Genomic DNA, 18,885 nt, shown 5'->3' with positions numbered 1-18,885 from the left:
TTCAGATAAGAGATGTGCTATGGACGTCAACTTGGCAAATCTACCTGCCGACGAGAAACAAAAAATTGAACTCGATAAGCAAGCTGCCTACGCCGTATGGAAGGTAGTAAACAACCAAGCGCCACAAAGCCTTTACCAAGACGAAGCCAGCGCCTTAGTCGACTGGCAACGCGAGGTGTACCTCGCCAGTGTAGAAAAATACCGAGCACAACCTGAGGCCTTTATCATCCCAGAGGCCACCGCCCCCGAATAAGGTTTCACCAGCACCTTGGTACCGGTGCTGGAACCTGTCAGTCAGCGTACGCCACACGGTTTTTATCGCGGACATCATCACGCCATCCTTTCATGCATCTCGACACCTTGCCACTGTTTGTTTTTATTTCACTCGCTGGTGATAAGTACTAAAAATAAAGCGCTTAGATAAGTGAGCATCTTACACGCGCGTTTAAAACCCAACGCTCTGTCTTAATTTCCTAACAATTCCTTCATTCGAAACGCGCCAAATTGTTATACATTTTTCATCTTCTCACCTAGCGAAAAACGTACTCCCCCTCTATTGTTACTCTTATCAAAAAGTCTTTCTTATTTGGTATAAAAGTTACATCTGCACTAATTTCAAATAAACGTTGGCTGGGTGACTCCTTGATGGGCAACACAAAAAGCCGCATAAAAAAGCGGACAACATACGCTCACCAAGCACAGGAAGCACCCTTACTTTTTAGACAAGCAAACACGCACTCTGTAAGGGGTAATCACTATGACCTTAGGGTTTAAATCTCGCATTATTTGGGGGGTAGGACTGCTCGTCACCCTCTCTTTGGTGGTTCTCGGTTCGATTAACGCATTGTCACTGCGTGATCGGATGGTCGAGGCACTCGTCACCCAAACACAAAACAAGCTTGACCACCATGTGACGGAGCTAGAGCAGCTGGTTCAGTCTCAACTTACGGCGGTAGAGCAAGGTGCCAGCCACTTTTCAACAGATCTCAACGGCCAAGAGAATGTGGCGCAGGTACGCATGCTTGCGGATACCGCTGGTATTGCCAATGTGATCATGACCTACGAAAACGGTGCGTCGTACATGTCTAACCACAGTGGAGATGGCGTCACGACCGACGAGTACAACTTCCGAAATCGAGACTGGTACCGCACAGTTAAATCCGATCAATCCATTCATTTAACTGAAATTTATACGGACAAGGTGACGGGAGGAAAAGTGATCAGCGCCGTGGCGCCTGTATTTGAAAACGGCCAGTTTATCGGGGCACTCCTCGGTGATATTCCCTTGGAAAATGTCATCACTCAAGTCAGTGACATGCGCTTTGCCGGTGGGGCCGCTACATTGACGGATCAAAACGCGGTGTTTTTTGCCAGTGACGACCCCAATGATATCGGTAAAACTCCGTCTCAAATTAGTCCCAATTTTTCACAAATGGAAAGCATGTTCCGTAGTAACGAGCAAGGACACCTTACTTTCCCCTACATGGGCATTCAATTTGATGGCTATTTCCAACGCGTGAACTTAACCGAAGACAGATATTGGACCCTGATGGTCTTTGTCGACCAACAAACCGCATTGGCCGGGGTTCGTGATGCACAAATCGATTCTGTCGCGACAGGCGTGATACTGCTCATCGTCAGTCTGGGTGCCATTTATGCGATTATTCAATTTTCGTATCGCCCCTTACTCAAACTCAAAGAAGCGGTCCTGGATCTGTCGCGTGGCGAAGGGGATTTGACCGCTCGTCTCGATGTGAACGGCAATGATGACTTGGCGCAAATCAGTGATGGCTTCAACCGCTTTGTTGAAAATTTACAAAGCATGATGCTGAACGTCGCCGAGTCCAGCCAAGCCATTTCAGCCAATATTAGCCAGCTGTCACAAACCACCAGCGAAAATGAGTCCGTACTGGATGCTCACTCAGCTGAAACCGAGCAAGTTGTCACGGCAATCACTCAAATGAGTGAGAGCGCAAGAAACATTGCAGAGAACGTTTCCCAATCGAACAGTATTACCGCCTCAGCAAGTAAGGAGGCAAATCAATCACTTAAAGTAGTCGACAATGCGGTGATCACGGTCAGTGCCTTAGTGGACGAGGTGGAAGAAATGTCTGGCCGAATCACTAGCATGAACAAAGATGCTAACCGGATTAGTGACGTGCTGACGGTGATTGGCGAAATTTCAGAACAAACGAATTTGCTGGCGCTCAACGCGGCCATTGAAGCGGCGCGCGCAGGCGAGCAAGGCCGAGGTTTTGCGGTGGTTGCCGATGAAGTACGCGCCCTCGCTGCTCGCACGCAAAGCAGCACCACCGAAATTTCGGAGATGCTCACCGCGTTACTCGATGGTACGTCGAGTGTGGTCGAGGCCATGGAGAAGACCAAAGAACAGTGTCAGACCACGGCAGACAAGACCTCAGAAGTGTCTAACAGCTTGACCATTATGAGCTCGTCTGTCACCGAAATCGACGATGTGAGCACCCAAATCGCCACAGCCACCGAGCAACAAAGCTCTGTCGCCGAAGAGCTCAGCAAAAACATGCTCTCGATTCGGGATATGGTCAACAAGCTGGTAGAAAGCGGAAATCAAACCACCGCGGCCACCAAGTCGCTGACTCACTCGAACGAAGAGCTGGACCGCATGGTTCATAACTTTAAGTTGCAATAAGTCACCAAAGCCATATTGCTCAGCGGGGTTGGCGTTGCAAATCAGCGGCGTCATACCCCGTGCGAAGCCACACGAAGCTCAGCACTCAGCTGACCCACTATGGCTGACGTTCCACCCGATCAGGCAGTGCGCGACTGCCTGCTCTCTATTGGCGAGGGTTGTACCTATGTCTCGTTCTTTTCCAGCACACGCTTTAACCGCAACGTTTGCACAACAATACCAAACCATTCGTCAGCATTTTTTCAATCGAGACCCTGATCGTTGGCCTGTCTACCGGACGCCAGAGCTGGCTCATTGGCTGGAGAACGGCATGCATCCTGCCGTGGCCGACGCGGCGAGTCAATTTAATCAACAAACGCATATTCCCGAACAAAGTGATATTAGCGCCAAGACACTGCCTCATCTGGCACTGCAAGCCGCCACCTACTCCAAAGATTGGACATCACCTCGCGCGGTAGAAAACGTGATCACCGCCCCGTGCGATCCCGCGATACATGGGGCTCTCCTTGCTACTATGGCGAACCCTAATCTCGTGTATAGCGAATACGCGGGGATGTCAGTTGAGCTAGAAAAAACACTCGTACGTCAAGTCGCTAATTTAATTGGCTATGATCCTGACCAAGCAACCGGGATCTTCACCCAAGGTGGGACGTTCGGCAATTTGTACGGCTATTTGATGGGCTTAAGGAAGCAGTTCCCGCTATCAGGCCAGCGGGGGTTGCAAGGACAAGACTTTCGCATGATTAACTCCCTCGCCGGTCACTATTCTAATATGACCAACCTCGGTTTATTGGGCACAGATATCCCCAACCAGGTATTGCGTATAAAAGTGGATGCCAACAACCGGCTTGACTTGGATGACTTTGCCTATTCGCTCAATCATTGTTTAGCAGAAAAGATGCCGGTGCCTACCATTTTGCTGACCTTTGGCACCACAGATACCTTTGCCATTGACGATATTGAACGCGTGTATCAGATCACGACACGAGCCTGTCAGCGCTTTAACACGTCAGTAAAACCACATATTCATGTTGATGCGGCAGTCGGGTGGCCACTAGTGATGTTCAACGATTATGATTTCGCCGCCAACCCCATAGGCATCAACACCGCGACGCTGAACAAACTGCAAGCATTAATACCGCGCATTCGCGGGCTACGCTTTGCCGATTCCATCACTATCGATTTTCAAAAGTGGGGGTTTGTGCCCTATACCGCCAGCCTAGTGATGTTCAAACAGCAAACGGACATGGAGCACCTTAAGCAAGATCCGCATTACTTTTCTTATTTTGAAACCAGCAAAACACAACAAACGCATTTACAGTCGACAATAGAATGCTCACGTGGCGCAGCAGGCGCCTATGGGAGTTATTGCGCCCTCAATATGTTGGGCAAACGTGGTTATCAGACCATGATTGCGCACAGCCTGCAAAATGCCGAGTATTTAAAAGCACACCTAGACGCCCTCCCTCATTGCAAGGTCGTCGCTGGTGATAACCTGGGGCCCACGGTAGCGTTTCGCCTCTACCAGCCGTCACCGACACTCGATGTGGCTGCGATGTTCCAACAAGAACAAACACTGCATCAAGTTGGCGCGCGTATTGACAGCATTACTCAACATAGCCTGTTTCACCGCCAACACTTTCTCGAGCGCCAAGGCAAGAAGTTAAAAACCAATTGGGTTGAGTCCATTGCACACACGGAGTTTGACCCTAATGGCCAATGCCTATTTATTCCTGGGGAAAAAGCGGTGTTTTTAAATCCGTACACGCGTTACCCACACATTGATGAGTTTGTCGTTTCACTAAGCCCTGAACACGCAGAGCAATTGGTCTAGTTACCAACGCCAAAAATGCGGCATAAACAGCGCCAGTACGGTGAAGTACTCCAAACGCCCCAGTATCATGGCAACATTTAGGATCCAAATCCCAGTGTCTGTCACCGGCTGGAAGTTACTACCTACTTCACCAAAACCTGGCCCAAGCACATTGATACATGCGACCACAGCGGTAAATGCCGACCAAAAATCCAACCCAGTCATCATCATCAACAAGGTGAATGCACCGGTGGTCAACGCGGCTAGCGACATAAATGCCATTACCGCTTGGGTGACATCGTTCGAAACCACCTTATCTTGATAGCGGATGGGGATGATCGCTGAAGGGTGCACGAGTTGGTGTAATTGGCGACGAATAATTTTAAAGGTAACAATATCGCGAATAATTTTATTGCCGCCCGCCGTTGACCCTGAGCAGCCACCCAGATAGGCACAAAAAACTAAAAATAAAGCGGTGGCCGCTGGCCACGAGCTTAAATCCGCCGCGCCAAAACCAGTACTGGTAATAAAAGAAACCACATGGAACGCTGCAAAACTTAATGATACCCAAAGCGACTCATAACGGGCTTCGCCGAATAAGTAAAAGCCCAACATCAGAGACAGGCACGCCACCACAATCAAAAACACCCGTGATTCTTCGTCATCAAAATAGAGCTTTAGGCCGCGCCACCCGAGACGGAAAATACGAAAGTGCAAGCCAAAGTTGATCGCCCCTAACAACATAAAGACATTAGAAATCATTAAGATAAGATGGCTTTGAAAGTGCCACATACTGGCATCGTGGGTGGAGAACCCACCGGTTGAGACGGTAGAAAAACTATGTGCTATCGCATCGTACGCGCTCATTCCCGCCACATAATAGGCCAGAGCACATACGATGGTGATCACCATGTATACCCCCCACAAATAGTGCGCCGTTTTTGATATTCGAGGAGAGAGTTTTTCGTCTTTGATTGGTCCAGGCGTTTCCGCTTTTAATAGCCGCATGCCACCCACGTTGAGCATCGGCAAGACCGCGACCACAAAGATCACCACGCCAAGTCCCCCCATCCATTGTAAAAACTGGCGATAGAGCAGGAATGAAGCAGGCATATTATCCAGGCCACTCAAAATAGTGGCCCCCGCCGTACTCAACGCACTGATCGACTCAAACGTGGCATCGGTAAAGTTGACCCCGGTGACCAGCTCTATCGGGATACCGCCCAGCAGGCCCACTAACACCCAAGTCAGGGTCGAAAACAACAAGGCATCACGAAAGGTGACCTGATTGAGTTTGCTTTGCCGAAAAAGCCACGAGATAGCCAATGATGAAATCATCATTAGCAAGGAAGGATAAAAGAAGTGCTTTGAAACCCCATCGCGAAACAAAAACAGCGACAAGAGTCCAAAAACAAATTGGACAACACCCATCCATAAAATAGGCATGCCAAGCAGACGCAGGGTATTTTTAAAGTTAATCATGACAGAGGCAACTCATCATTAACACGCTCGTGGTTTATCGATCCATCGCCACCACGCGTAGCGACAAACAGTGCCGTGACGTTTATCACCTCACTGCTTAACTATATCGGTCTAACCCCAAGATGTCATGGTGGTTTTAGACCTCATATCTACGTCGTTAATACCCTGCATACAAGGCATTACATCGCAGACACGTTATAAAAAAGCCGGGCATCACTGCCCGGCTTCCTCTTTTTACTGTGCTTGACGACGTTCGCCGCGCGCAGCGCTACCACGACGCTCATTGCCGCGGTCACGATTGAAACGACGTTCACCACGTCCGCGCTCATTGCGACCACGTCCGCCACCATTACGGTCACCACCACGGCGCTCGCGCATGATTTGACCTTCAACACGCTGTGCGTTGGTCTCTTTTTGGCGAATACGCAGTTTTTGCAATTGTGCAAACACGTCTTTCGGCATGGTTTTTGGCAACTGTACAAACGTATGTGCCGGGGCCAGCTTGATTGCGCCAATGTTTTGCTTGTTTAAGCCAAGCTCATTGGCAATTGCGCCCACGATATCTTTAACCTGAACACCTTGCTCACGACCCACGTCCAACTGGTACGTATCCCAATCAGCTGGGTTGGTGTCACGACGGTCAGTGCCATTTTGACGATCGTCACGACGACGTTCACGGCGTTGTTTCTCACGCTCCATCGCCGCAATCATCGGGTCTGGGCCTTTGTAGAACAATGGACGCTTGCCTTGCTGGCGTTGCAGCAACATCGCCGCCAAGGTGGTTGCATCCACGTCGATATCGTTTTGCAGTTGCTCAATCAACTCAACGAAAGGTGCCATGGCGTCGCCATCTTTCTTTTCAGCCAACTCACCGGCTAGCTGAGCGACACGCGCTTCCGCCACTTTATCGCGGTTTGGCAGCTGAATTTCTTCCATTTTGGTCTGCGTGACACGCTCAACCGTGCGCAGCATGCGCATTTGGTTAGGACGCACCAACAAAATCGCTTTACCGGCGCGGCCTGCACGGCCAGTACGACCAATACGGTGAATGTAAGACTCCGCATCAAACGGAATATCATAGTTAAATACGTGAGTGATGCGCGGTACATCAAGGCCACGTGCCACGACGTCGGTCGCGACCAAAATATCAATCACGCCACGCTTTAAGTGATCAACCGTGCGCTCACGCAATGACTGTGGGATATCCCCGTGCAGTGCCGCAGCTTTAAAGCCACGCGCTGACAACCAATCAGCTAAGCGCTCGGTGTCTTGGCGGGTGCGCACAAACACGATAGATGCATCGGTGTCTTGCGTTTCTAGCAGACGGCTCATCGCTTCGTCTTTTTCAACGCCTTTAACCACCCAGAACTGCTGCTCAACCTTCTCAACCGTACGGTTGCTCCCCGCGACGTCGACACGTGCCGGTTCACGCAAGAAGCGGTCAACAATTTGTTTAACGATAGGAGGCATGGTTGCCGAGAATAGGATGCGCTGTGCACTCTCAGGCGCTTGCTCCATGATCCAGGTAACATCGTCCACAAAGCCCATTTTGAGCATTTCATCCGCTTCGTCGAGGATAAAGGTATGCACTTCGTCAAGCTTCAAGCGATCGCGGTTGATCAAATCTTTCACACGCCCTGGTGTGCCCACCACGATGTGCGCGCCGCTTTTCAGCGCTTTCATTTGGTCAACAATCGACGCACCGCCGTAGATCTCAAGGACTTTTAAGCCTTTGATGTTCTGTGCCAGCGTCTTCATTTCCGCTGCGACTTGGATGGCAAGCTCGCGAGTCGGAGCCATAATGATAGCTTGTGGTTTACGTTGGCTCAGATCGACTTTGTTCAGCAGTGGCAGCGAGAATGCAGCGGTTTTACCCGTACCCGTCTGTGCTTTACCGAGTGCGTCACGGCCTTCAAGAAGTACAGGGATAGAAGCGGCTTGGATAGGTGTGGGGGTTTCAAAGCCCATTGAGTCAAGCGCAGACAAAAGGGTGTCGGCCAGATCTAACTGGCGAAATTTGGTTACAGATTCTTGCATTGGGATCCCAATCTATAGAGTGTAGCGAAACGGGGCCCCTCAAGCGTTCTGCTCAACCATGCAACACTGTCTTTCATGCAGTGTCAGTCACCAGCGCCATGGGCCTCGGTCATTAAGGATGTGCATTCTGCGCTATTTACACCAAAAAAGCCAGAAAAAGTTGAACAAGTTCACAAAATTTGCGGCGTGTGGGCAGGTTTATAGCAATTTGTTCACAGAGCCATCGAAATCCGCAGGTATTCCCCGCACTTTTCATGCATTCAAGTCAGGTCACAGGATTTTAGTGTCACGGGTTGGTTTTGAAACAGTGAATCCGTATAGTGTGGCGATCCGTTTATCGAGACCCGAGTTATGTTTCAAGACAATCCCCTGCTAGCACAGCTAAAGCAACAGATCCAAGAAACCTTGCCGAAAAAAGAAGGCCAGGTAAAAGCCACCGAAAAAGGCTTCGGCTTCCTAGAAGTTGATGACAAGACCAGCCTTTTCATTCCGCCTCCTTATATGAAGAAAGTGCTCCACGGTGACCGTGTTGAAGCCTTCGTGCGCACGGAGAAAGATCGCGAAGTGGCCGAGCCGGATACGCTGGTAGAAGCCAGCTTAGATCGCTTTATTGGCCGTGTGCAGTGGATCCGTAATCGTTTAAACGTGGTCCCCGATCACCCGCAAATGAAAGACGCTTTGCGCGCAAAAACGCAGCGTGGCTTGTCGCAAGACAACTTGAAAGAAGGTGACTGGGTCGTCGCATCCCTCATCCGCCATCCACTGAAAGGCGATGACAACTTTATGTGCCAGGTCAGTGAAAAAATCACTGATGCGGACGATAAAATTGCCCCGTGGTGGGTCACGCTGGCCAAACACAACTTGCCCAACCAAGAGCCTGCACCAAAAGATGAGTGGCCACTGCTGGAGCAAGGGCTAGAGCGTCGCGACCTGACAGATTTACCGTTTGTGACCATCGACAGCGAATCCACCAAAGACATGGATGATGCCCTGTACGTTAAAGCCAACGCACAAGGTGGCTTTACCATGACAGTGGCCATTGCTGATCCAACGGCATACATTGATGCCGATGAGGCACTTGATAAAGTCGCTCGTGAACGCGGGTTCACTATTTATTTGCCTGGGCGAAACATCCCAATGCTGCCGCGTGATCTGAGTGATGACTTATGTTCACTGCGGGCCAACGAAAAACGCCCAGCACTATGCTGCACCTTTAATATCGATGCTGATGGCACCATTGCCGACGATGCTGAATTCTTCTCGGCTTGGATCCAATCACACGGTCAGCTTGCGTATGACAAAGTCTCTGATTACATCGAGCTCGGTGAACAAGCGCCGTGGCAGCCAGAGAGCAGCGACATTGCGGATCAAATCCATCAATTACATCAATTTGCGCTATCCCGTATTCAGTGGCGTGAGACGCATGCTGTCACCTTCCCCGACCGTCCTGACTATCGCTTTGAACTCAGCGAAGATAACGATGTGATTGCTATCCACACCGATCAGCGTCGTATTGCCAATCGGATCGTGGAAGAGTCAATGATCAGCGCCAACATCTGCGCGGGTCGCAAGCTTCGTGACGCATTCGGGTTTGGTATCTTCAACACACACGCCGGCTTTAACAGCGAAAAGCTCGACGATGTGGTTGAACTAGTAAAAGCGCATGAAGGCGAGGCAGACAGCGAAAGCCTCGCTACCGTCGAAGGCTTCAGTGCACTTCGTCGCTGGTTAAACAGCCTAGATACCACCTATCTTGATAACCGCTTGCGCCGCTTCCAAGCCTACAGCGAGATTGGCCATGAGCCAGCGCCACACTATGCGATGGGCTTGGATGTCTATGCCACATGGACATCCCCTATCCGTAAATACGGTGATATGATCAACCACCGCTTGCTTAAAGCGATTATTCGCGGCGAAACCGAGGCCAATGCCCCGGCCGATACCGTGGGTGAAGAGCTTGCCGGCCACCGTAAACATCACCGTATGGCAGAGCGTGATGTCGCCGACTGGTTATACACCCGCTTACTTAAGCCTGAAGTTGAAGCGCAAACCCGCTATACCGCGGAGATTTTTGACATCAACCGGGCCGGAATGCGTGTACGCTTGTTGGAAAACGGGGCACCTGCCTTTATTCCATCGTCGCTGATCATCGATAACAAAACCCGCATTGCCTGTGATAAAGAAACAGGCACAGTGACTATCGACGGTAACGTTGAATTCAAGCTCGGTGATAGCCTAGAAGTGGTAATTGCCGATATTAAAGAGACAACACGCTCGATTGTGGCCAAACCGACCCAGGTATTTACCCTGCCTGAGACGTCACAGAGCGAATAGAGCTGTTCTCGCTCTAACCACGCCCGTCGTGCAAAATGTCCGCAGAAAGCCAAGCCATCGCTTGGCTTTCTTTTTGCCCCCAAAATGATAATCTAATCATTAAAATAAACTGACTAGCTAGACCATTGCAGTTATCACATTCTCAGCGTCAGGCCATCCCCTAAGAAGCTATCCGTGGTAAGTTAATGGTGTTACCTCAACCAGATAAGAGGTTTCATGGGGTTTTTGCGTTCATCTGTGGTCCGTATGGGGACCCCCATTGTTTTATTACTGCTGCTTGCCGCGAGCTATCAACCCTTGATTGCCTCGTTAGCCCCCTATTACAACTTAATTTACGCCGCGCCATATTTTCTGTTATTCACCGCGCTACTTTTAAGCCACTTATTCAAAAGCGCCCGCGTCGGTATGATGGTGGTGATATTGTTAGCGGGATACACAGTGATCCTCACGCGACTGCAATCGCCACTCAATCATGGCACGACCTACATGGAGTACTTGCTGCTCACGGTCGCCCTTCCGATTAACTTGCTGTATATGATCATCGTGCGCGATCAAAAACTCACCTCTCGGTTTGGTCTGTTCTTTTTCCTCGCCATTGGTATGGAAATCGGTTGGTGTGCGCTTCTCGTGCAGCAATTCGGTGAGCTGTCCACCTATCTCCATCAACACCCAGTATTAGTAAGAGTGACGTCAGTGAGCCCCATGCCACTGCTGCTGATCGTGCTGCTTTCTATTTTGGTCTGTGTCAGTACCATTCGACTGTTGCGCAAAAATAGCATCGAAGATCATGCCGCTTTTGTCAGCGTATTATGCGGTGTCACAACCCTCGTATTTTTTAACGTGCCTTTCATTTCTTCGCTGATATTTTCGTTGGCGGGCGTGTTATTGATTGCCAACCAAGTATCACTCAGCCACCAGCTGGCCTTTATTGATGGGCTTACCGAAATTGCCGGTCGTCGCGCACTTGAAGACGAGCTCAAACATCTAGGCCGCCAATATACCCTTGCGATGCTCGACGTTGACCACTTTAAAAAATTTAACGATAAATACGGCCACGAAACAGGCGATGATGTTCTTAAGCTTGTCGCCAAACATATGGCGCATTGTGAAGGAGGCGCCAGTGCCTTTCGTTACGGCGGCGAAGAATTTACGTTGTTGTTTAAAGGAAAAACCACCGAACACTGCCTGCCGTTTCTCGACGCCTTGCGTGAGGATATCGCCAATTACCCCTTAGTGCTGCGTGATGAGTCTCGTCCTCATGATGACAAGCAAGGCCGGCAAAAGCGCGGACATGCTAGCGGAAAAAAACCGGTCAACATTACGGTTAGTATTGGCTATGCCGATGCCTCGCAAGCCGACACCCCCGACGAGGTACTGCAGCTGGCCGATAAGGCGTTGTACAAAGCCAAAGAGGCCGGGCGTAACTGCATTAAAGGCAGTGTATAAAACGTCCATCAACCAAGATAGTCAGTGCAAGAGGCCCGACGAATACGGGCCTCGCACAGCGCTAGTGGCTAAGTATTTGATCCAAGAACTGCTTAGTACGATCGAACTGCGGCGCGTTAAAAAATTCAGCGGGCGTGTTTTGTTCTATGATTTCCCCTGCGTCCATAAAAATCACCCTGTCGGCCACTTCTTTGGCAAACCCCATTTCATGTGTCACACACAGCATGGTCATTCCGCCTTCCGCTAATTCCACCATCACATCTAACACTTCGCGTACCATCTCTGGATCAAGGGCTGATGTGGGCTCATCAAACAACATGACATTTGGGTTCATACACAGTGAGCGAGCAATGGCGACACGCTGTTGCTGGCCGCCGGAGAGCTGTCCCGGAAATTTTAAGGCCTGATGAGGAATTTTAACCCGCTCTAGGTACTGCATGGCGATCTCTTCGGCCTCGGATTTTGGCATTTTTTTCACCCAAATAGGGGCAAGCGTACAGTTATCCAACACGGTCAGATGGGGAAATAAATTAAAATGCTGGAAACACATGCCCACTTCATCCCGTACCGCTTGGATGTTCTTGATATTGTCATTCAGGGGCACACCCGCAACGGTTATCTGACCTTTTTGATGTTCCTCCAGGTGATTAATACATCGGATCATGGTCGATTTTCCCGAGCCAGATGGCCCACAGATAACGATCTTCTCGCCTTTTTCAACTTTAAGGTTAATGTCTTTCAACGCATGGAATTCACCATACCACTTGTTCATTTTCTTTATTTCAATGACATAATCTTTATTCATAACGTCCATATTTTTATATCCTTACTGCCGCTACGCTTAATGGCCCGTATGTAGGCGCTTTTCAAGCCAAATTGAATATCGAGACATACCCGAGCAGAAGATCCAGAAAACAAACGCCACAAACACATAACTTTCAGTGGCAAACCCTAGCCACTCCGGATCAGTGTTTGCGGTTTGCCCAATCCCTAGCACATCAAACATCCCAATAATTAAGACCAGGCTGGTATCTTTAAAGAGACTAATAAAGGTATTAACAATCGATGGAATAGAAATTTTTAACGCTTGAGGAAGAATAACCAGGATAGTTTTTTTCCAATACGTTAACCCCAGCGCATCTGCCGCTTCATATTGGCCTTTGGGAATCGCTTGCAGCCCACCTCGCACCACTTCAGCCATGTAGGCAGAGGCAAACATCACTACGCCAATCAGCGCTCTCACCAACTTATCGATGTCTGTGCCCTCGGCAAGAAATAAAGGCAACATAACCGATGCCATAAATAGCACAGTGATAAGCGGGACGCCGCGCCAGATTTCAATATAAATCGTGCTGAACGATCGTATGACTGGCATGGTAGACCGGCGGCCAAGCGCCAATAGGATGCCAATAGGCAAAGAAGCAATAATGCCAACCAGAGCAATGACCAGGGTAATTAGTAGCCCGCCCCACATATGGGTTTCGACTTTTTCTAAGCCAAAGGCACCGCCATACAGTAGCGTTGCAATCAAAATTGGGTAAGCACTGATGGCAAACGCGCCTATCCAACGTTTATAAGGGGTTTTATCGTACATAAGCAGCGCGACCAATATCGCCAGCGTGCCGTAAAAAAGCTGCGGTCGCCATAACTCCTCAGTGGGATAAAACCCATACATAAACTGGTCCCAACGCACACCAATAAAAGCCCAACAAGCGCCGCTGCTGCTGCATGCCTCTGGGCTTTGACCGACCCAATCGGCATGGATAATCACCCAGCTGACAACAGGGGGGATTACTGCAAACAGTGCCGTCAAAACGACAATGGTCAGCACCACATTTAAAGGACTGTTAAACAGGTTTTCCTTCGCCCAATAAAAGACACCATGGTTGTCGATAGGTGGCGCTTCATCTTCCTTAAAATGATATTTTTTCATCCTGATACCACTACCTTTCCGTCAACATAACTTTCTTGTTGTACACATTCATGACCAACGATGTGGCAAGGCTGAGTGTGAGATAAACCGCCATTGTCATTGCAATGATCTCTATCGCTTGCCCAGTTTGGTTTAAGGTTGTTCCGGCAAATACAGACACCAAATCTGGATACCCGATTGCCATCGCCAGTGAAGAGTTTTTCGTCAGGTTTAAATATTGACTGGTTAATGGAGGGACAATGACCCGCATGGCCTGAGGGATCACGATAAGCTTCAAGGTCTTCACAGGGCCAATACCTAAAGACAGCGCCGCTTCCTTTTGCCCATGGCTCACTGAGTTAATGCCAGAGCGTACGATCTCTGCGATAAACGCCGCGGTATAAATACTCAAAGCGAGTAACAAGGCCACTAATTCGGGGATGACTGTAATACCACCAGAGAAATTAAACCCCTTTAACACCGGCATGCTCACAGTGATAGGACTACGACTAAAAAGGAATACAACAACGGGAGCAACGATACACAACACCAACGCGACGCGCCCTATTGGCACTTGCTTCCCTGTATGTGCTTGATAGGTTTTCCCCCACAAACGCGTAACAAAGGTAAAGCACACACCGAGAATAAGGGTCCCAAGCAAAAAATATCCTTCAGGGTTAAAACCAATAGAGGGAACATACAAACCTCGCACATTGAGAAAAATGGCTTCTCCCAAGCTCAAGCTATTTCGAGGAGATGGCAAGGTTTGTAGCACCGCAAAATACCAGAAGAATATTTGCAGTAGTAAAGGAATATTCCTAAATATCTCGATATAGGCAGACGCAACCTTTTTTATTAGCCAGTTGGAAGACAAGCGGGCCACACCAATAATGAACCCGAGTATTGAAGCCAATACAATACCGAGAAAAGAAACGAGGACGGTATTGAGCAAACCGACAAAAAACGTTCTGCCATAAGTGTCACTGCCACTGTATTCAATCAATGACATAGAGATATTAAAGCCCGCTTTTTCTGATAAAAAGTCGAACCCTGTGGTGATCCCTCTCGCCTCTAGGTTGGCTTGTGTGTTATTAACAATCGAATAGAGAAATGCCGCAATAGCGATCAGGGATAGGACTTGAAAAAGTATTGATCGGAAAGCGGGGCTATAGAGTATGCTCGTCTTCTGAGCGTTCTGTTCTGAAATAAATGGCGTGCTCATGTTTCGATAACCTACCAACTTACTTAAACATCGCTAAAAAGAGCGATGATGCATCGCTCTTTTGCATCCAGTATTAGGTTTTTACTTAACGAATTGGCGGTGCATACATAAAGCCACCATCACTCCACAGTGCGTTCACGCCACGTGAAATGTTTAATGGTGAACCGGAACCCACTTGCGACTCAAACAACTCGCCATAGTTGCCCACTTGTTTGACAACGTTGTACCCCCACATGTCCGGTAAGCCGAGCGACTTTCCTTTAGGGCCATCAACGCCGAGGATTCGCTGAATGTTCGGATCATTCGATTTCAACATGTCATCGGCGTTCTCAGAGGTGATCCCATATTCTTCTGCATTGATCAGCGAGAACAATACCCACTTCGCCACATTAAACCAGGCATCATCGCCCTGCCTAACCACCGGTCCAAGTGGCTCTTTTGAAATAATGTCAGGCAGTACAACCGCAGACGAGGGATCTTTCAAATTCAAGCGCAGCGCATAAAGCTGCGACGTGTCTGAGGTGAGGACATCACAACGCCCGGAGTCAAAACCAGCCGCCGTTTGCGAGGCGGTATCGAAAACGACAGGGTTAAAAGACATGCCATTTTTGCGGAAATAGTCAGCCACGTTTAATTCCGTGGTGGTGCCAGATTGAATACAAATCGACGCACCGTCCAACTGGCTGGCATTATCCACCCCCAGTTCTTTCGAAACCATAAAGCCCTGACCATCATAGAAAGTAGTGCCGACAAAGTTTAAGCCAAGCGCCGTATCACGGTGCAATGTCCACGTGGTATTGCGCGATAAGACATCCACTTCGCCCGATTGCAATGCCGTGAAGCGCTCTTTGGCCGTTAAAGGCACAAACTTCACTTTTTCCTTGTCTTCCAGGACAGCAGCCGCCACGGCTTGACAATACGCCACATCAATCCCTTTCCACTCACCGTCAGAGTCAGGGTTGGAAAAGCCTGGCAACCCCGTGCTCACACCACAGGTCAAATAGCCTTGTGATTTAACCTTATCCAAGGTTGAACCGGATTCAGCAGCAAAGACATTTGTCGATATCGCTGCCGCTGTCAGCATTACTGCACTAATCGTCTGAAGTTTTCCTTTCATGTATCCTCCATGAGGTTTTTAAAACCAGTGACATTCATCCTATGAACGCTGTGTCATCACATGTCGCCCTACACCTGGCAAGACAATCGTCTTTACAGCAAACAAAAATCAATTTATTTATCTGCATGGATGACTGAATCAACGTGAAAACAGCATGATTAATAATGACAAAAGAGTAAATAGTGCAAGAGCGCACCAAAAAAGGGACGCTTCCCTTTATTTTGCTCAACGGAGGAATTCAGAGAAAAAAACCCTTTGAATACGTAAAAGGCGAAGAAACCAAGGGCATCGTGATGAAAAAAAGAATAAAAAACATACCGCAAAATGGTACGTGCACTTCTCTAGTGCACACTCAAAGATGAGGTATAACGTGTGATAAGTCTTTACATCCTCGTATGATAGTGGCGATATATCAGGCTAGACGTTGCGGTATGATTAGTTGAGACGTGCAGATGAAAACGCTGAGATTTGTTCCCTTCACTAGGCAAGTAATGATATTTGGGCTCATCGCCCTATTGCAGGCAGGCTGTGCGACGCAGCGTGACGCCGCAACGACAGCTGACATGCCGAAACCGGACAAAACGATTAGCGATCAAGCGCTAGACCAAGCACTCACCCAACTTTATCGTCAGTGGCAAGGCACACCTTATCGGTGGGGAGGTACCTCACGCCAAGGCATCGATTGCTCAGCCTATACGCAACGCGTCTATCAAGAAGCGCTCGCCACACCACTACCGCGCACCACCCACGGCCAAGCAAAAACCGGCTATGCCATTGATTATCAATCCGCACGCCAAGGGGATCTGGTGTTTTTTCATATTCGCCCCGGCCTTCGCCATGTGGGCATCTTTCTGGGTGGACAGCGTTTTATGCATGCTTCCTCCTCAAAGGGCGTGACAGTGTCACGATTAGATAACCCGTATTGGCAAGCGCGCTTCTGGCAATTCCGTCGTTATTTCTGAGGCGAGGCTTTTACCGAGTCAGCCAGCTCGCAACAGGGTTGATACCGCGGACACGTGACGACATGATCATTGACCATACCGAGCGCTTGCATCAGCGAATAACAAATCGTCTCGCCCACAAACTTAAACCCACGCTTTTTCAAAAAGCGACTCATGGCGCGGGACTCGTCGGTCGCGGTCGCCACATCGGCATCTGATTGGTGCTGATTCACAATCGGTACGCCGCCAGTGAACTGCCACAGTGCCTTCGCCAAGGATCCATACTCTTCCACCAGCCTCACCGCTGCCTTGGCATTGGTAAACACAGAAGCCACTTTCAAGCGATTGCGGACAATCTCGTGGTTGGCCATGATCTCAGCGGTATTCGGCTCAACCACGTCTGCAAGTTGATAGAAGTCGAAATCACAGAAAGCCGCGCGATAAGCCGCACGCTTTTGCAAAATCAGTCGCCAACTTAACCCTGCTTGTGCGCCCTCTAAACAAATAAACTCAAACACCGCTTGATCATCAAACGTGGGTACGCCCCACTCGCTATCGTGGTATGCCCGCTCAGCCTCGCTTTGTTGTGCCCATTGGCAAATGTCCATCTTTAACCTCACCCTTGTCATACATATTTACGCAGCCGTTTTGTTGCTTGTGACACGAAATCAGCGACTTAACCATGCAAAGGCTATCGTTTCACTGAATATCACGCTATCTTTGATCGCGATAAGTTTATGAAACGTAATAGAACCGTTGCTCCGTGTTGTTGATGACACCCATAAACAGAAAGGAAAACCTGTGACAAAAAAGCATCTCTTGATCACTGGCGCCGGGCAGCGTATCGGCTATGCACTGGCCTGCCACTTTCTTTATCAAGGTCATCAAGTGACCCTATCTTATCGCACCGAGCGGCCTCAAGTGGCTGACTTACGTGCACGCGGCGCACACTGTCTCCAAGCCGACTTTTCCTCTGATGAGGGCGTCTACGCATTTATCGAGTCACTCGATGCGATGCATCCGACCTTCGATACCGTCATACACAACGCATCGTCGTGGGATAGCGAAACGCAAAGCCAAGATATTGCCACGTTATTCGATAATATGATGCAAATTCACGCCAAAACGCCTTATCTGATTAACATGGCCGCGGCCCGCTGGATGCAACAAGGTGATATTATTCACCTCACCGACTATGTCGCGCAAAAGGGCAGCGCAAAACACACTGCCTACGCAACCAGCAAAGCCGCATTAGAAAACCTCACACTCTCGTTCGCACAAAAATTAGCACCACACATAAAAGTAAACAGCATTTCACCTGCGCTGATCATGTTTAACGAGGGCGATGATGAGGCCTATCGTGATAAAGCTCGCCGTAAATCGATTTTGGGCACCGTACCGGGCGAACAGGAAGTAGTGAACGCCTGCGAGTTTATTCTCGCCAGTCAGCATATGACTGGCCAGTCCATCAAGTTGGATGGCGGACGCCATCTCATGTAATTTCGTGACCAGGGAAAGATTATGAACGACGCTGTCATTAAAGTTACCAACCTGCGCCTGCGTACTTACATTGGCTTTAATCCCGACGAGCAAGAGAAAAAGCAAGATGTGGTGATCAATGTTGAGATCCACTATCCCGGCCACAAAGCCTGTGAAGAAGACAACGTGGATGATGCGCTTAACTACAAAGTGATCACTAAAGCGATCATCGACTATGTCGAAAACGGTCGCTTTTTATTGCTGGAGAAGCTTGTCGCCGGCGTACTAGACATTGCGCGTGACCACCATTGGGTGCGTTATGCGCAAGTCACCATTGATAAGCCCCACGCACTCCGCTTCGCCGATTCAGTTTCACTCAGTTTAAGCTGGACCGCCGACGAGTCGTAACCCAGTAAAGAGTTCGTTAGAATTAT

At 49.2% G+C, this 18,885-nt stretch carries 15 protein-coding genes; 8 read left to right on the top strand and 7 right to left on the bottom strand.

What is annotated here, in order from left to right:
- Window positions 1-19 precede the first annotated feature (19 nt).
- The 3 genes from N8M53_RS15115 (at window position 20) to N8M53_RS15105 (ending at window position 4,502) form a co-directional block, all read left to right on the top strand.
- Complete coding sequence (locus tag N8M53_RS15115) at window positions 20-253, top strand: DUF3283 family protein (protein WP_269580171.1); 234 nt, start codon at window positions 20-22, stop codon at window positions 251-253.
- Between the two features lie 504 nt (window positions 254-757).
- Complete coding sequence (locus N8M53_RS15110) at window positions 758-2,668, top strand: methyl-accepting chemotaxis protein (protein WP_269580170.1); 1,911 nt, start codon at window positions 758-760, stop codon at window positions 2,666-2,668.
- A gap of 166 nt (window positions 2,669-2,834) precedes the next feature.
- Window positions 2,835-4,502: a pyridoxal phosphate-dependent decarboxylase family protein gene (locus N8M53_RS15105; protein WP_269580169.1), complete on the top strand. Its 1,668-nt coding sequence runs from the start codon at window positions 2,835-2,837 to the stop codon at window positions 4,500-4,502.
- Here the strand turns inward: N8M53_RS15105 and N8M53_RS15100 are convergent, their stop codons facing one another.
- Window positions 4,503-5,963, bottom strand: a complete 1,461-nt coding sequence (locus N8M53_RS15100) for a TrkH family potassium uptake protein (protein WP_269580168.1) — start codon at window positions 5,961-5,963, stop codon at window positions 4,503-4,505.
- A gap of 234 nt (window positions 5,964-6,197) precedes the next feature.
- Complete coding sequence (locus tag N8M53_RS15095; RefSeq protein WP_269580167.1) at window positions 6,198-8,000, bottom strand: DEAD/DEAH box helicase; 1,803 nt, start codon at window positions 7,998-8,000, stop codon at window positions 6,198-6,200.
- A gap of 351 nt (window positions 8,001-8,351) precedes the next feature.
- Between N8M53_RS15095 and N8M53_RS15090 the strand changes: the two genes are divergently transcribed.
- Both N8M53_RS15090 and N8M53_RS15085 read left to right on the top strand, forming a co-directional pair.
- Window positions 8,352-10,334 carry an exoribonuclease II gene (locus N8M53_RS15090; protein WP_269580166.1) on the top strand — a complete coding sequence of 661 codons (1,983 nt, stop codon included), beginning with the start codon at window positions 8,352-8,354 and terminating at the stop codon, window positions 10,332-10,334.
- Between the two features lie 216 nt (window positions 10,335-10,550).
- Window positions 10,551-11,780 (top strand): sensor domain-containing diguanylate cyclase, encoded by a 1,230-nt coding sequence (locus tag N8M53_RS15085; protein WP_269580165.1) that lies wholly within the window; start codon window positions 10,551-10,553, stop codon window positions 11,778-11,780.
- Between the two features lie 61 nt (window positions 11,781-11,841).
- On the opposite strand, the gene N8M53_RS15080 is transcribed toward N8M53_RS15085, so the two are convergent.
- From N8M53_RS15080 to N8M53_RS15065, 4 genes are all read right to left on the bottom strand, one after another.
- On the bottom strand, window positions 11,842-12,594 hold the full coding sequence (locus tag N8M53_RS15080; protein ID WP_269580164.1) for an amino acid ABC transporter ATP-binding protein: 753 nt from the start codon (window positions 12,592-12,594) through the stop codon (window positions 11,842-11,844).
- 27 nt (window positions 12,595-12,621) lie between these two features.
- A complete protein-coding gene (locus N8M53_RS15075; protein WP_269580163.1) occupies window positions 12,622-13,713 on the bottom strand; it encodes an amino acid ABC transporter permease in 1,092 nt (363 codons plus the stop codon).
- Between the two features lie 10 nt (window positions 13,714-13,723).
- Window positions 13,724-14,914, bottom strand: a complete 1,191-nt coding sequence (locus tag N8M53_RS15070) for an amino acid ABC transporter permease (RefSeq protein WP_269580162.1) — start codon at window positions 14,912-14,914, stop codon at window positions 13,724-13,726.
- 85 nt (window positions 14,915-14,999) lie between these two features.
- Window positions 15,000-15,998, bottom strand: a complete 999-nt coding sequence (locus tag N8M53_RS15065) for an amino acid ABC transporter substrate-binding protein (RefSeq protein ID WP_420066627.1) — start codon at window positions 15,996-15,998, stop codon at window positions 15,000-15,002.
- A 524-nt stretch (window positions 15,999-16,522) separates the two neighbouring features.
- Between N8M53_RS15065 and N8M53_RS15060 the strand changes: the two genes are divergently transcribed.
- Window positions 16,523-16,993, top strand: a complete 471-nt coding sequence (locus N8M53_RS15060) for a C40 family peptidase (RefSeq protein WP_269580160.1) — start codon at window positions 16,523-16,525, stop codon at window positions 16,991-16,993.
- Here N8M53_RS15060 and N8M53_RS15055 read toward each other — a convergent pair.
- On the bottom strand, window positions 16,984-17,580 hold the full coding sequence (locus tag N8M53_RS15055; RefSeq protein ID WP_269580159.1) for a DNA-3-methyladenine glycosylase I: 597 nt from the start codon (window positions 17,578-17,580) through the stop codon (window positions 16,984-16,986). The genes N8M53_RS15060 and N8M53_RS15055 overlap by 10 nt on opposite strands.
- A 193-nt stretch (window positions 17,581-17,773) precedes the next feature.
- Here N8M53_RS15055 and folM point away from each other — a divergent pair, with 193 nt between their 5' ends.
- On the top strand, window positions 17,774-18,472 hold the full coding sequence (gene folM, locus N8M53_RS15050) for a dihydromonapterin reductase (RefSeq protein WP_269580158.1): 699 nt from the start codon (window positions 17,774-17,776) through the stop codon (window positions 18,470-18,472).
- A gap of 21 nt (window positions 18,473-18,493) precedes the next feature.
- Window positions 18,494-18,859 (top strand): dihydroneopterin triphosphate 2'-epimerase, encoded by a 366-nt coding sequence (folX, locus tag N8M53_RS15045; RefSeq protein ID WP_046075930.1) that lies wholly within the window; start codon window positions 18,494-18,496, stop codon window positions 18,857-18,859.
- Window positions 18,860-18,885 lie beyond the last annotated feature (26 nt).

Source organism: Salinivibrio kushneri (genome assembly GCF_027286325.1).
In the GTDB taxonomy this organism is placed as follows: domain Bacteria; phylum Pseudomonadota; class Gammaproteobacteria; order Enterobacterales; family Vibrionaceae; genus Salinivibrio; species Salinivibrio kushneri_A.
This window is presented reverse-complemented; position numbering and strand designations above follow the sequence as displayed.